At 66.5% G+C, this 13,399-nt stretch carries 11 protein-coding genes; 5 read left to right on the top strand and 6 right to left on the bottom strand.

The annotated features are described in order from the left end of the window. Positions 1-27 precede the first annotated feature (27 nt). Genes ACQY76_RS04000 through ACQY76_RS03990 form a run of 3 tightly spaced genes read left to right on the top strand, consistent with a single transcriptional unit; the run spans position 28 to position 3,756 of the window. The gene (locus ACQY76_RS04000; RefSeq protein WP_428031620.1) at positions 28-1,458 is read left to right on the top strand and encodes an aldehyde dehydrogenase family protein; all 1,431 of its coding nucleotides are present in this window, start codon (positions 28-30) and stop codon (positions 1,456-1,458) included. Between the two features lie 15 nt (positions 1,459-1,473). Next, positions 1,474-3,264 (top strand): gamma-glutamyltransferase family protein, encoded by a 1,791-nt coding sequence (locus ACQY76_RS03995; RefSeq protein ID WP_428031619.1) that lies wholly within the window; start codon positions 1,474-1,476, stop codon positions 3,262-3,264. Between the two features lie 3 nt (positions 3,265-3,267). Then, the gene (locus ACQY76_RS03990; RefSeq protein WP_428031618.1) at positions 3,268-3,756 is read left to right on the top strand and encodes a GAF domain-containing protein; all 489 of its coding nucleotides are present in this window, start codon (positions 3,268-3,270) and stop codon (positions 3,754-3,756) included. Between the two features lie 66 nt (positions 3,757-3,822). Here ACQY76_RS03990 and ACQY76_RS03985 read toward each other — a convergent pair whose 3' ends face one another. Together ACQY76_RS03985 and ACQY76_RS03980 are read right to left on the bottom strand one after the other, a co-directional pair. Beyond that, entirely contained in the window at positions 3,823-4,587 is a 765-nt protein-coding gene (locus tag ACQY76_RS03985) for an alpha/beta fold hydrolase (RefSeq protein ID WP_428031617.1), read from the bottom strand. Positions 4,588-4,789: 202 nt separating this feature from the next. Continuing rightward, positions 4,790-5,809, bottom strand: a complete 1,020-nt coding sequence (locus ACQY76_RS03980) for a 1-aminocyclopropane-1-carboxylate deaminase (RefSeq protein ID WP_428031616.1) — start codon at positions 5,807-5,809, stop codon at positions 4,790-4,792. 140 nt (positions 5,810-5,949) lie between these two features. On the opposite strand from ACQY76_RS03980, the gene ACQY76_RS03975 reads away from it, so the two are divergent. Then, entirely contained in the window at positions 5,950-6,426 is a 477-nt protein-coding gene (locus tag ACQY76_RS03975) for an Lrp/AsnC family transcriptional regulator (RefSeq protein ID WP_428031615.1), read from the top strand. A gap of 103 nt (positions 6,427-6,529) precedes the next feature. Here the strand turns inward: ACQY76_RS03975 and minE are convergent, their stop codons facing one another. The 4 genes from minE to ACQY76_RS03955 all read right to left on the bottom strand — a co-directional run bounded on the left by minE (position 6,530) and on the right by ACQY76_RS03955 (position 8,858). Next, positions 6,530-6,802, bottom strand: a complete 273-nt coding sequence (gene minE / locus ACQY76_RS03970) for a cell division topological specificity factor MinE (RefSeq protein WP_428031614.1) — start codon at positions 6,800-6,802, stop codon at positions 6,530-6,532. Then, positions 6,799-7,608, bottom strand: a complete 810-nt coding sequence (gene minD, locus ACQY76_RS03965) for a septum site-determining protein MinD (protein WP_428031613.1) — start codon at positions 7,606-7,608, stop codon at positions 6,799-6,801. The genes minE and minD overlap by 4 nt, the downstream gene beginning before the upstream one ends. A gap of 14 nt (positions 7,609-7,622) precedes the next feature. Continuing rightward, complete coding sequence (gene minC / locus ACQY76_RS03960; protein ID WP_428031612.1) at positions 7,623-8,267, bottom strand: septum site-determining protein MinC; 645 nt, start codon at positions 8,265-8,267, stop codon at positions 7,623-7,625. 417 nt (positions 8,268-8,684) lie between these two features. Then, on the bottom strand, positions 8,685-8,858 hold the full coding sequence (locus tag ACQY76_RS03955) for a hypothetical protein (RefSeq protein WP_428031611.1): 174 nt from the start codon (positions 8,856-8,858) through the stop codon (positions 8,685-8,687). A 304-nt stretch (positions 8,859-9,162) separates the two neighbouring features. On the opposite strand from ACQY76_RS03955, the gene ACQY76_RS03950 reads away from it, so the two are divergent. After that, positions 9,163-13,365, top strand: coding sequence for an autotransporter domain-containing protein (locus tag ACQY76_RS03950; protein ID WP_428032927.1), 4,203 nt, complete (start codon positions 9,163-9,165; stop codon positions 13,363-13,365). Positions 13,366-13,399 lie beyond the last annotated feature (34 nt).

Genomic DNA, 13,399 nt, shown 5'->3' with positions numbered 1-13,399 from the left:
CCCACGCTTCAGCCAGGTAGACATTCCATGTCGATCTTCAGCAATCTCGTCGCCGGCGAATGGGTTTCGGGCGATACCAGCTGCCTCAATGTCAGCCCCTCCGACACAGGGGACGTCGTCGGCGACTATGCCGATGCCACCCCCGCCCAGGTGCGCGACGCCGCCGCTGCCGCGCGCATCGCCGGCGCGCAATGGGCCGTCGCCGCGCCGGGCGTGCGGGCCGACCTGCTGCGGCGCATCGCCGACGAGATCGAGCGGCGCACCGACGAGCTCGGCCTGCTGCTGTCGCGCGAGGAGGGCAAGGCGCTTCGCGACGCCCGGGGCGAGGTGGCCCGCGCCGCCGACATCTTCCGCTTCTATGCCGGCGAAGTGGTGCGCATGGCGGGCGAGCGCTTCGCCTCGCTGCGCGTGGGGGTATCGGTGGAGGTGCTGCACGAGCCGGTGGGCATCGTCGGGCTCATCACCCCGTGGAACTTCCCGATCCTGATCCCCGCCTGGAAGATCGCCCCCGCCCTCGCCTATGGCAATGCCGTGCTGTTCAAGCCGAGCGAGCTGGTCCCCGGTTCGGCCTGGGCGCTGGCCGACATCATCGACAAGGCCGGCTGTCCCAAGGGGCTGTTCAGCCTGCTGATGGGCGACGGCGCGGTGGGCCGTGCCATCGTGGAGAACGTCGACGCGGTGAGCTTCACCGGCTCGGTGGCGACCGGCACCGCCGTGGCCCAGCTTGCCGCCGCCCGCATGATTCCCGCCCAATGCGAATTGGGCGGCAAGAACCCGCTGGTGATCGCCGCCGACGCCGATCTCGGCCTTGCGGTGGAATGCGCGGTGCAGGGGTCGTTCCTGCAGACCGGGCAGCGTTGCACCGCCTCCAGCCGGCTGATCGTCGACGCCAGCCTCGCCGACCGCTTCACCGAGGCGCTCGCCGCGCGGATGGGCCAGCTCATCGTCGATGTCGGCCCCTCGCTGGAAACCGATATCGGCCCGGTGGTCGACGAACGCCAGCTGGAGAAGGACCTGTCCTATATCGCGCTGGCGGAAGCCGAAGGCGCGCGCCGCGTGACCGGCGGCGAGCCCCTGCAGCGGGCGACGCCCGGCCATTTTCTTGCACCGGCACTGTTCGCCGATACGCATAACGCCATGCGGGTGAACCGCGAGGAAATCTTCGGGCCCATCGCCTGCATCATCCCGGTGGAGGGCTATGAGGAGGCGCTGGATGTGGCGAACGATACCGAATTCGGTCTTTCCGCCAGCATCGTCACCAATTCGCTGAAGCTGGCGCAGCACTTCAAGGCCAATATCCGCAGCGGCCTTGCCATGGTGAACCTGCCCACCGCCGGCGTCGAATTCCATGTGCCGCTGAGCGGCATGAAGGCTTCCAGCTACGGGCCGGCCGAAATGGGCCACCACGCCATGCGGTTCTACACCAAGGTCCGCACCGCCTACACCTTCGCCGCCTGAATGCGAGCCGCACCGATGGACACTTCCTTCACCACCCGCCCCGAGATCAAGGGCACGTTCGGCGTCGTCGCCAGCACCCACTGGATCGCCTCTGCCGTCGGCATGTCGATCCTCGAGCGCGGCGGCAATGCCTTCGACGCCGCCGTCGCCACCGGCTTCACCCTGCAGATCGTCGAGCCGCATCTGAACGGGCCCGGCGGCGAGGTGCCGATCATCCTGTGGCCAGCCGGCGCCCCGGCGCCGACCGTGCTGTGCGGGCAGGGCACCGTGCCGGCGGCCGCGACGGTGGAAGCCTATGGGACGCTGGGCCTGCAGCTGGTGCCCGGCACCGGCCTGCTGCCGGCCGTCGTCCCCGGCGCCTTCGATGCTTGGATGCTGCTGCTGCGCGATCACGGCACCATGGACATCGAGACCGTGCTCGAGCCGGCGATCTTCTACGCCGAGCAGGGCTTTCCCCTGGTGCGGCGCGCCGTGCAGGCGATCCACGCGGTGGAAGACTTCTTCCGCCGGGAATGGCCCACTTCGGCGGCGGTATGGCTGCCGCACGACAAGCGGCCGAAGCCCGACGCGCTGTTCACGACGCCGCAGATCGGCGCCACCTATCGTCGCCTGTGCGCGGAGGCCAAGGCCGCCAGCGGCGACCGGGTGGCGCAGATCGACGCCGCGCGCGCGGCCTTCTATCAGGGCTTCGTGGCGGAGGCGATCGAGGGCTTCTACCGCCGCAACGAGCTGATGGACACCAGCGGGCGCAAGCATCGCGGGCTGCTCACCGGCGCGGACATGGCCGGCTGGCAGGCCAGCTACGAGCCCACCCTGTCCTATGATTATCACGGCACCCGTGTCCACAAGACCGGGCCGTGGGGACAGGGCCCCGTGCTGCTGCAGGTGCTGGCCCTGCTGAAGGGCTACGACCTCGGCGCGATGGACCCGCTGGGCGACGACTATGTGCACTTGATCACCGAATGCACCAAGCTCGCCATGGCGGACCGCGACGCCTTCTATGGCGATCCCGACGTCGTCTCCGTGCCGCTCGAAACGCTGCTCTCCGACGCGTATAATCGCGACCGGCGCGCCTTGATCGGCAACGACGCCTCGCTCGACCTGCGGCCCGGAGACCTGCCGGGTGCGCAGGCCGCGCTCGCCGCCCTGCTGGAACGGGCGGGCTGCGAGATCCCGGTCGGTCCCGGCATGGGCGAGCCGACCTTCATCGACCTTCCCGAGGTGGAAGGCGACACGGTGCATTTCGACATTATCGACCGCTGGGGCAACGTCGTCTCGGCCACACCGAGCGGCGGTTGGCTGCAGAGTTCGCCGGTTGTCCCCGAACTCGGCTTTCCCCTCTCGACGCGGGCGCAGATGTGCTGGCTCGATCCGCGGCTGCCCTCGTGCCTGGTGCCCGGCAAGCGCCCGCGCACCACGCTGTCGCCGACCATGGTCGAGCGGGACGGCGCGGCGTGGCTGGCGCTGGGAACGCCGGGCGGCGACCAGCAGGACCAGTGGACGGGAACGGTGCTGCTGCGGCACCTGCACCACGGCCTGAACCTGCAGGCGGCCATCGACGCGCCCCTGTTCAACACCCGGCATGGGCCAGCCTCGTTCTATCCCCGCGTGCGCGCACCGGGCGAACTGCTGATCGAGAGCCGGTTTCCGGCCGAGACGCTGGAGCGCCTCGCCGCGCGGGGGCACCGCCTGAAGATCGAAGGCCCGTGGGCGCTCGGGCGGGTCTGCGCGGCCGGGCGGTCGGACGGGATGCTGCGTGCGGGAGCGACGCCTCGCTTCATGCAAGGCTATGCGGTGGGGCGCTGATCGATGCTGACCGCGAAGGACTTCACCAAGCTGGGCGCCGGCTATCTGCGCGCCCGCACGCCTGTCGAAATCTTCCGGATGGTGGAAGAGGCCGCCAGCCTGCGGATCGGCTTCAAGCTGCTGACCATGCTGCTCTTGACCAGTGATGGCGACGAGGTGCAGCGCATCTACACGACCGACCCGGTCAACTACCCGGTTTCCGGGCGCGAGCGCCTCGGCAAGACCGCCTGGGGGCAGCATGTCATTGTCGAGCAGCAGCCCTTCCTCGGCGCCGACGCCGAGGGGGTGAAGTGGGCATTCCCCGGCGATTACGATCTCATTCGCGGGCTGGGTCTCGGCGCCACCATGAATGTGCCGGTCGTCGCCAAAGGCCGCACGCTTGGCACGCTCAACATCCTCGGTATCGAGCACGCCTTCGACAGGCGCCATCTAACGGATGCCATCGCACTGGCGCCGTATCTGTCGTCATCCTTCCTGAGCTACGACACCTGACGAGGGGCCGCCCGCACACATGTCCGGCGAAGCTGCTGCCCCCGGGGGGCGGGGGCAGCGGGATCCTCACTTCGCGGACGCCTTTGCGGCCTCCACGATCAGATCGGCAACGGCCTGCGGCTGCGACATGAACACCGCATGGCTGCCCTCGACCTCCGCCGTGGTGCTGCCGGCGCGCTTGGCCATGGTGCGCATCAGTTCGGGATTGATCGCACGATCAGCGGTCGCGACGAGCGCCCAGCTCTTCTTGCTCTTCCACGCTGCCTGCTTGATCCGGGTCTCGAAGGCCAGCTTGGACGGGAAGACCTGCGAATTCGCCATGAACCTGGCTTCCGCCGCCGGCACGTCGGCCGCGAAGTCGGCGGCGTAGACGTCGGGATCGAGATAGAGGAACTCGTCGGCGGTTGCCTTGATGCCCGTGGTCGCGGGGGGCGTCCTGCCGGCGAGGTCGAGGAGGTTCTCGCCGGCATCCGGCTGGAAGGCGGCGATATAGACCAGGCCGGCGACGTTATCGGCATTGCCGGCCTCGGTGATGATCATGCCGCCATAGCTGTGGCCGACCAGAACCGAAGGCCCGTCCTGCAGATCGAGGATGCGCCTGGCGGCGGTCACGTCGGCCTCGAAGGTGGTCATCGGGGCCTGCACGATGGTGACGTTGAAGCCTTTGGCGATGAGCAGGTCGTGCACCTTGCGCCAGCCGGACCCGTCGGCCAGTGCGCCATGAACGATGACGACGTTCTTGACCGGTTCGGCGGCACGCGCCGGGACGGCGGCGGCCAGGGCGAAGAGCAGGGTGCCAGCGAGCGAAAGCGAGAGCTGTGTGAGTGCCATGACAGGGTTCCTTGCTTGGGTTTGATGGCGTTCAGGGCGGGTCCGTCTGGGGGCGTCTTTCCGCAACGGGTAACGCTTCTCGTTCGTGCGGGCCGCGCCGGGCGGCGCGACGGTCGGAGCAAAGCCTTCCCAGCGCCGGCCCGTGGACAGGCCGGCGGCATCGTGTCGGGAAGGGTAGGAGCGTGGAGGGCCGGCTCGCGGCTCAGCCGTCCTTGTAATAGGAGCTGTAGCCGTTGATCGCCGGGGCGCCGCCGAGATGGGCGTAGAGAATCCGCGAGTTCTCGGGGAAGAAGCCCTCCCGCGTCAGGGCGATCAGCCCCTGCATCGATTTCCCCTCATAGACGGGATCGGTGATCATCGCCTCGGTGCGGGCGGCGAGCCGGATCGCCGCATTGGTCTCGTCGGACGGCACGCCATAAGCCGGGTAGGCATAATCCGGATTGATGACGATCTCGTCCTCGCGGACCGTGCGGCCGAGTTCGACGAGGGTTGCCGTGTGGTCGACGATCCGGCGCACCTGCGCGCGGGTCTGCTCCAGGGTGCCTGAGGCGTCTATGCCGATGACGCGCTCCGCTCGGCCCTGAGCGGCAAAGCCGACGATCATTCCGGCCTGCGTCGAGCCGGTGACGACACAGGTGATTATGTAGTCGAAGCGGAAGCCGAGCGCGTCCTCCTGTTCGGCGACTTCCTCGGCGAAGCCGACATAGCCGAGGCCGCCATATTTATGCTCGGAGGCGCCGGCCGGAATGGCATAGGGCTTTCCGCCGGCGTCGGTCACCGAGGCGATGGCGTCCTCCCAGCTCTGGCGGACGCCGATGTCGAAGCCGGCATCCACCAGCCGGCTATCGGCACCCATGAGCCGGGTCATCAGGATATTGCCGACACGATCATAGGCGGCGTCATGGTGAGAAACCCACTTCTCCTGCACCACCACGCATTTCATGCCGATCTTCGCCGCGGTCGCCGCCACCATGCGGGTGTGGTTCGACTGGACGCCGCCGATGGAGACCAGCGTGTCGGCGCCGGCAGCAATGGCGTCCGGCACGATGTATTCGAGCTTCCTGAGCTTGTTGCCGCCCATGGCGAGGCCCGAATTACAGTCGTCGCGCTTGGCGAAGATCTTGACCTTTCCGCCAAGTGCCGACGACAGCCGGGGCAAATACTCGATCGGCGTAGGGCCGAACGTGAGGGAATATCGTTCGAACTTCTGCAAGAGCGACATGGCTTGCCTCCGCCAAAACTTGATGAGCGGAAGATAGTCTATTGCCTGCGAAAGGTGCTCTCTAAGTTCGGTTATTTAATGCGCCAACATCTCGATATCGTTTATATAATCCGCATTCCTGTCTAGAAAATGTGGAAAAAATGGAAGATTCTTTCACAGCGGCGCTGGACCGGACGGACATCAGGATATTGCGGGCGCTGCAGGAGGACGGGCGGCTGACAAACGCCGAACTGGCGCTGCGCGTCAACGTAAGCCCCGCCACCTGTCATCGGCGGACGCAGCGTCTGTTTGAGGAGGGGTGCATCACCAGCGTCCGGGCGGAGATCGCCCCGGCCGTTGTCGGCCTTGGCGCGCTCGTCATGGTGGGCGTCGTGCTCGACCGCTCAACGCCGGAGAGCTTCGGCGCGTTCGAAGAGGCCATCCTCAAGATGAAGGAGGTGCTCGACTGCAATCTTGTGGCGGGCGACTTCGACTATCTGTTGAAGATAAGGGTCCGCGACATGGCCGATTTCAACAAGTTGCACGGGCAGAAGCTGATCGCCTTGCCCGGCGTCCGGCAGACGAGGACGTTTTTCGTCATGAAGGAAGTGAAGGGCAATGCGAGCCTGCCGTTCTAGGCCGCGCCCCTATCGAAGCAATGGCCGGCCGAACACGGCTCATCCGGGCGATGCTGCCTTTCGGGCGCTCACCCGGATGAGCCATGGCGTTTGGCTTGCGCCGTCAGGCCGCGTGGCTGATCGCCAGATTGATGTCGCCGCGCACCTCGACCTCGATCTCGAGGATCGACATCGGCGTCCCGCGTTCCAGGCGAACCTTCACATTGTCCTGCTCGCAGGGCACGTGCTTGGCAACGACGGCCAGAATGTCCTCGCGCAGACGCGAGAGCAGGTCGTCGCCGCCCAGTACCTGGCGCTCATGGGACAGCAGGATCTGCAGCCGTTCCCGCGCCTGGGGGGCGCTGGCGGGTGAGAAGAGACGCTTCCACAAGGTCATGCCGCCCTCCGCAGGAGCTTGCTGAACAGACCGCGCTGCCGGGGCAGCTCCATGGCGATGTTCTCGCCCTTGAGGCGCAGCGCCGCGTCCTGATAGGCGCGGGCCGGCGCGCTGTTGGGATCATGGATCGAGACCGGAACGCCCATATTGGACGCCCTGAGCACGTCATTGCTCTCCGGAATGATGCCGAGCAGCGGCAGCGACAGGATTTCCAGAACGTCCTCGGTCTTCAGCATATCGCCGCGCGCTGCGCGGACATGGTCGTAGCGGGTCAGCAGCAGGCGCTTGTCCACCGTCTCGCCGCGCTCCGCCTTCAGCGTCTTGGCATCGAGTATGCCGACGATGCGGTCGCTGTCGCGCACCGACGAGACTTCCGGATTGGTGACCACGATGGCGATCTCGGCATGGCGCATGGCAAGCGTCGCGCCGCGCTCAATGCCGGCCGGGCTGTCGCAGATCACCCAGTCGAAATGCTGCGCCAGCATGCCGATGACACGATCGACGCCCTCTTCGGTCAGCGCATCCTTGTCGCGCGTCTGCGAGGCCGGGAGCAGGAACAGCGAATCCAGCCGCTTGTCCTTGATGAGCGCCTGAGGCAGCCGGGCATCGCCCTGAATGACGTTGACGAAGTCGTAGACGACCCGGCGCTCCGCCCCCATGATCAGATCGAGGTTGCGAAGTCCGACGTCGAAGTCGACGACGACGACCTTATCGCCGGTGCGGGCCAGGGCAGCGCCGATGGCGGCGGTCGTCGTCGTTTTGCCGACGCCACCCTTTCCCGACGTGACTGTGATGATCTTAGCCATGTCTTGCTTCGCTCCTAAAGCGCGGTAATTTGCAGGGTGTCGTCTTCGGTCGATACGCGGACCGCCTTGCCCCGGAAGGCATTGTCAATGTCCTCGGCGGTTCGATAGGTGCCGTCCACGGCCAGCAGCTCGGCTTCGAGCTTGGTGCAGAAGATCTGGGCCGACGCGCCGAAGGTGGCTCCGGCGATCGCCCGCCCGGCGAGCGTCCCGTACACATGGATCGATCCACCGGCGATGATCTCGGCGCCAGCGCCGACGGAACCGATGATCGTCACATCGCCTTCGAGGCAGACGATCGACTGGCCGGAGCGCACGCGCCGCTCGACGAGCAGGTTGACGGGTTCGAGGGGCTTGCGCGGTTCCACCGGGGGGGCCGCAACATCGGCCATGGGGAGCGTGCTGTCGCGGCCACCGCGCAGGATGGGCGGCATGGTGGCATCCACGAGGCTCGCCCGCACGCCCTCGAGACCGATCAGCCGCACGCCCCGCGTCGCGAGTTCAGCGATCCAGCGCTCGACATCGGTCCGGCTCTGCGCGGTGTCGGCGAGGTCGAGAACGACGGTCCGGCCGTTGAAGAATCCGGGAGACCGCTGCAGCCACACGTCGAAATCGGCCAGCCACGTCTGCAGCGGCACATCGGCGACCAGCGTCATCGCCATGAACGACCGTCCACGGAAACGGATCGATGGCCCAGTTTGAGTGACAGCGTTCACGGATCGAATCTCCCCATCTGATGGATAGATTCAGTTAATCTCGGTTAACGAGTGGTTAACCGCGCCGATGATCTCCACCATCGATATGCGGCTTGCCGCTATGGGACCGCCATGTGCCCGTCGCCCCTCGCATGCCGTGCCGCCGATAGAGCTGCGGCGGGGTCCGTCGGGGTTGGTGGTCGGAGAGTTGCGGCGTTGGAAGAGCGTGAAGGTATCGTTCCGACGCGCAGACGGCCGCCCGATCTGTCGCGCGTCGGACCCGGCAGCAACCAGGAAATGGGCAATGAACGGGTTTGCTCAGGCAGATCGAGACTTAAAGCCTCACAATCAACGATTTAGCCGAAGCAAATGGCGAAGAGGGTGTCAGCCGGCGTGAGATCCCGAGCGCGAGCCGTCCGTGCCCGCGGGTGCACCGAAGGCCTGAGCGCGCAGTGCCGGCAGCAGAGCGGAGGGCGAGATCATCTCGCGGCCATCGTGCTGGCCATTTGCCAGTACCAGCGTCGCCCATTCGGCAAGGTCGGTCACAGTGGAGGTCACGCCACCAGCGGGAGACTGCTGATCCGGATCGCGCTTGAGGCCTGCGATGAAGCGGCCGTTCTCCGGGGCGTGACGGACCGGCTCAGGGGCCGAGTGCTTCAGGCGTCTCAACATTGGTCGGAATGTATCAGTGGGCCGCGCATGGCGAGAAAGCTGTTGCGGGACGCGTGACCCTCATGCTTCTCCAATGACCAGAGGTTACGGGATAGGTGCGACGCTGGGGGCTCAGGCCACTCGGGCGCGCCGGAGGATGCTGACGATGCCGGCTGTTGCGACGCCCCCGATGACAACGTCGCGATTGATCGTGCGACCGCTCAGAGCAACGGCGCTGGCGACTTTCCTCGCCATGGGGATGACGATCCTCACCGGCCCCGTCTATGCCGCGAACTTCAATGTCGGCAGCGATGCGGATTTGCGCAGCGCCATCAGCAATGCCGGCAATGGCGACACCATCACCTTCACTGCTGACATCACGCTGGCGAGCAATCTGCCGAACGTCACGACGAACGTCACCTTCATCGGCGGCAACCACACCCTCTCGGGCGATAACGAGTATCGCGGCCTGTTCGTGCAGTCCGGCTCGGTCGCGATAAGCGACCTCACCATCACCAATTCTGTCGCGCAGGGCGGCACAGGCGGAAACGGCCTGCAGGGTGCCGGCGGTGGCGGCGGCGCTGGACTTGGCGGGGCGTTGTTCGTTGCCAGTGGCGCGCATGTGGCGGTCGACAATGTCAATCTGCAGAGCAGCGCAGCGCGCGGTGGCGCGGGCGGCGTCGCGACGGGCAACGGCATTGTTTCGACCAGCGGCGGCGGTGGGGGCTATTGGCCGACCGGTGCCAATGGCGGCAATGCCGGAGGGCTTTCCAGCGGCGGCGGTGGAACGGGCGGTGGTGGTGACGGTATCGACACCGGCAATGGCGGTGCGGGCGGGTTCGGTGGCGGCGGTGGCGGCTCGGGATCAGCCTATGGCGGTGTGGGCGGTTTCGGCGGCGGCGGGGGCGGCGGTGCCGGCTCCACCAAGATCGATGGCGGCTTCCTGGCGGGCAAGGGAGGCCCCGGCGGACCGAACAAGGGCGGCGGCGGCGGCGGCGGCGCCGGCATGGGCGGCGCGATCTTCGTCCAGGACGGCGGATCTCTCGCCGTGAATGGGCCGCTCAATGTCGCCGGCAATGCCGTTTCTGGCGGTGCCGGTGGTCGGGGATTCGGCTGGGGAGAGGCCGGCGGCTCGGCCGGAACGGGAATGTTCCTTGCCGGCAACGGCTCACTCGTCATAGCGCCCGGATCTGGCCAGACGGTCAACATATCCGACGCCATCGCCGACCAGACCGGTCTCGGAGGCACCGGCGGCAATGCCGGCAGCTGGTCGCTCGTGAAGAACGGCGCCGGCACGCTGATCCTGACCGGCACGAATAGCTATAGCGGCGGCACGACCGTCAATAGTGGCGTGCTGCAAGGCGACAGCCTCGGGATACAGGGCAACATCCTGAACAATGCCCAGGTTCTGTTCGACCAGAGCGCCAACGGTATCTATGCCGGCAACATGTCGGGCACGGGTACCCTCATCAAGACCGGCACGGGCAACCTCACGCTCGAAGGAACCAACACGCAGGCCGGCGGCACGCGGGTCGAGAACGGTGTGCTGTTCTTCCGCGACGACGCCAGCCTTGGCCCGACCGGAATGGCCATCGACCTCGCTGGCGGGGCGATCGGGATCGGCACGGCAAACGGGCAGGTCATGGATCGCGCCCTGACGCTGACGGGAACCGGTGGCATCTATGTCGGGCCGAACGGCGGCGATCCGAATGCCCAGGTGACCTGGAACGGGACAATAAGCGGCTCTGGCGCGCTGATCGTTGCGGGCGACGGCATTGTCGAACTGGCCGGCAACAACACCTACGCCGGCGGCACGCGGATCGCGGGCGATGTCCGGTTTACGACCGACGCCAATCTCGGCGCCGCCGGCACGGGGATCGCCTTGAATGGCGGCACCCTCGGCACGACCGCGGATGCGGCGGCGGCGCTCAACATCGGCCGCGATCTCACGCTGACCGACGCGGGCATTATATACGTGCAGAACAATCCGCTGATCTGGAGCGGTGACATCAGCGGCACCGGCCGATTCATCAAGAACGGTGGCGGCGTCCTGCAGCTCACGGGAACGAACACCTATAGCGGCGATACCATCATCGAGGAGGGCACGCTGCAGATCGCTTCCGACGACAAGCTCGGGAGCGGGGCCAATATCATGATGGTCAATAATGGGCACCTCTGGGCGTCGAGCAGCTTCACGACGGATCGTTCGATCACGCTGGTGGACGCGGGTGGCGGCTTCCAGCTTGATGCCGGCACCACGCTGACGCTGACCGGCACCATCGGTGCGGGCGGAACGGGCGCCCAAACTCTCAGCCTGGTTGGCTCCGGCACCCTCGTCCTCGCCGGCGCCGCGGACCCGTATGGTGGGGTCAACAATTATGGCGGCACCATTCAGGGCAATACCAGCAACCTGCGCGGCAATATTGCTTTCGACAATAATGCCGGCAACACCAATGCGCGGTCGATCGTGTTCGATCAGGCGACCGACGGCACCTTCGCCGGCAACATCACCGGCATGGGCAATACGCTCGGGCTCGGCACCCTCACCAAGACCGGCGCCGGCAAGCTAGTCCTCTCCGGCACCAGCAAGTTCAAGTCGCAAGTCCCGGGCCTGGCGGAGTTCACGGTTCTCGGGGGCACCCTGCAAGGGACAAGCGAAAGCCTGCTGGGCGACATCGTCAACAATGCCGCGCTGATCTTCGATCAGGCCTTCGACGGCACCTATGCCGGCAGCATGAGCGGCACGGGTACGTTGATCAAGAACGGCACCGGCAAGCTCAATCTCACGGGCGTCAGCACCGTCGGCGGCGGCACCACGATCAATGCCGGCGGCGTTGCCGTGAACGGCCATCTGACCAGCAATGTCATCGTCAACAAGGGCGGCACGCTGAGCGGCAGCGGCAACGTCACCGGCGACATCACCAATAATGGCGGCACGGTCAAACCGGGCAATTCGATCGGGCATCTCATCGTCGACGGCAACTTCACCCTCAACAGCGGCACGCTGGAGATGGAGGTCAACGCCGCCGGCGACAGCGACCGGATCAGCGTCATCGGCGCCGACCACAGGGTGATGATCAATGCCGGCACGCTCGACATCTCCGCGGAGCCGGGCATTTACACGCCGGGCACCACCTATACCATCATCACGACGGAAGCCGGCGGGACGGTCACTTTCGGCGAGGTGACAGGTGGCACGGCCTTCCTTACGCCTCAGGTCTCGATCGATCCCGAGCACATCTATGTCACGCTGGCGCTGCTGCCCGATGCCTTCCGCGCGGGCGGGCTGACCATCAACCAGCAGGCCGTCGGCGGCGCACTGGATGCCATCGCCGTTGCCGGCGGTTCTGTCGACCTCATCAATACCGTGGCCAGCGCGAAAATCGGCCAAGGCAGCGCCGCGCTGCAGACGCTGAGCGGCCAACCCTATACCGACATCGCCACGGTCAATCTGCGCGCCAGCCAGCTGTTCATGAACGCGGTGGGGCGGCAGATGTCGGTCGCGCGCGGCGCCGGCTTGGGCGGCGACCGGGCTTCGCTCACCGAGCCCGGTTCGGATGCGCTGGCAGGCTTCTCTGTCTGGATGAGCGGCATTGGCAGCACCGGCGGCGTGAGCGGCAACGCCAATGCTTCCGGCCTCGACTATTCGCTGGGCGGCACCGCCTTCGGCATCGACTACCGCGTCAATCCGGGCGTCCTCGTCGGCGTTGCCGGCGGCTATGTCGCTGGCTCGCAATCGGTCAATGGCTTCGCCGGCAACACCGATGCCGACACGGTCAGCGCGGTCGCCTATGGCTCGTTCACGCAAGGCCCGCTCTATGTCGACGCGTTGGCAGGCTATGCCAATGCCAGCAACAGCCTGGACCGCACGATCTCCAGCCCGGGTCTGGCGGCCGGGATCGCCAAGGGCGACACCGACGCCGGCCAGTTTCTCGGCCAGATCGAGACTGGCTACACATTCGACCTCGACACGCCGTTCAAGATCGCGATCACGCCGTTCGGGCGCCTGCAGGTGGTCTCGATCGATCAGGACGGCTTCACCGAGACCGGCTCGAGTCTTTACAATCTTGCCGTTGCCTCGCAGTCCACCAGTTCGGTGCGCACGACGCTCGGCGCCGACTTCACCACCCGCTTCGATCTCGGCAACGGCGTGCCGCTCGACCTCGGCCTGCGGCTTGGCTGGGTGCACGAGTTCGCCGACACGACGCCGGCAATGACGGCTTCGTTCGCCTCGTCTCCCGCTGCCGACTTCACGGTCTATGGCGCGACGCGTCAGCGCGACAGCGCGCTGGTCGGCCTGTCGGCCGCTGTGAAGCTCAGCGACAGCAGCTCGCTGTTCGCCAGCTATGACGGCGAAATCGGCGGCGGCAACGACAACCACCAGCTCTGGGGCGGCCTCAAGATCACCTGGTGAACCACGCAGCCCGAACAGCCACACCGCGCAACGG

It is taken from the genome of Ancylobacter sp. (assembly GCF_965279025.1).
Taxonomy (GTDB): domain Bacteria; phylum Pseudomonadota; class Alphaproteobacteria; order Rhizobiales; family Xanthobacteraceae; genus Ancylobacter.
Note: the sequence above shows the minus strand (reverse complement) of the source record. Positions and strands in the feature narration are given on the sequence as shown.

Coding starts and splice junctions, on each gene's coding strand:
- ACQY76_RS04000 (WP_428031620.1), top strand. CDS start 28: ATGTCGATCTTCAGCAATCTCGTCGCCGGCGAATGGGTTTCGGGCGAT.
- ACQY76_RS03995 (WP_428031619.1), top strand. CDS start 1,474: ATGGACACTTCCTTCACCACCCGCCCCGAGATCAAGGGCACGTTCGGC.
- ACQY76_RS03990 (WP_428031618.1), top strand. CDS start 3,268: ATGCTGACCGCGAAGGACTTCACCAAGCTGGGCGCCGGCTATCTGCGC.
- ACQY76_RS03985 (WP_428031617.1), bottom strand. CDS start 4,587: ATGGCACTCACACAGCTCTCGCTTTCGCTCGCTGGCACCCTGCTCTTC.
- ACQY76_RS03980 (WP_428031616.1), bottom strand. CDS start 5,809: ATGTCGCTCTTGCAGAAGTTCGAACGATATTCCCTCACGTTCGGCCCT.
- ACQY76_RS03975 (WP_428031615.1), top strand. CDS start 5,950: ATGGAAGATTCTTTCACAGCGGCGCTGGACCGGACGGACATCAGGATA.
- minE (WP_428031614.1), bottom strand. CDS start 6,802: ATGACCTTGTGGAAGCGTCTCTTCTCACCCGCCAGCGCCCCCCAGGCG.
- minD (WP_428031613.1), bottom strand. CDS start 7,608: ATGGCTAAGATCATCACAGTCACGTCGGGAAAGGGTGGCGTCGGCAAA.
- minC (WP_428031612.1), bottom strand. CDS start 8,267: ATGGCGATGACGCTGGTCGCCGATGTGCCGCTGCAGACGTGGCTGGCC.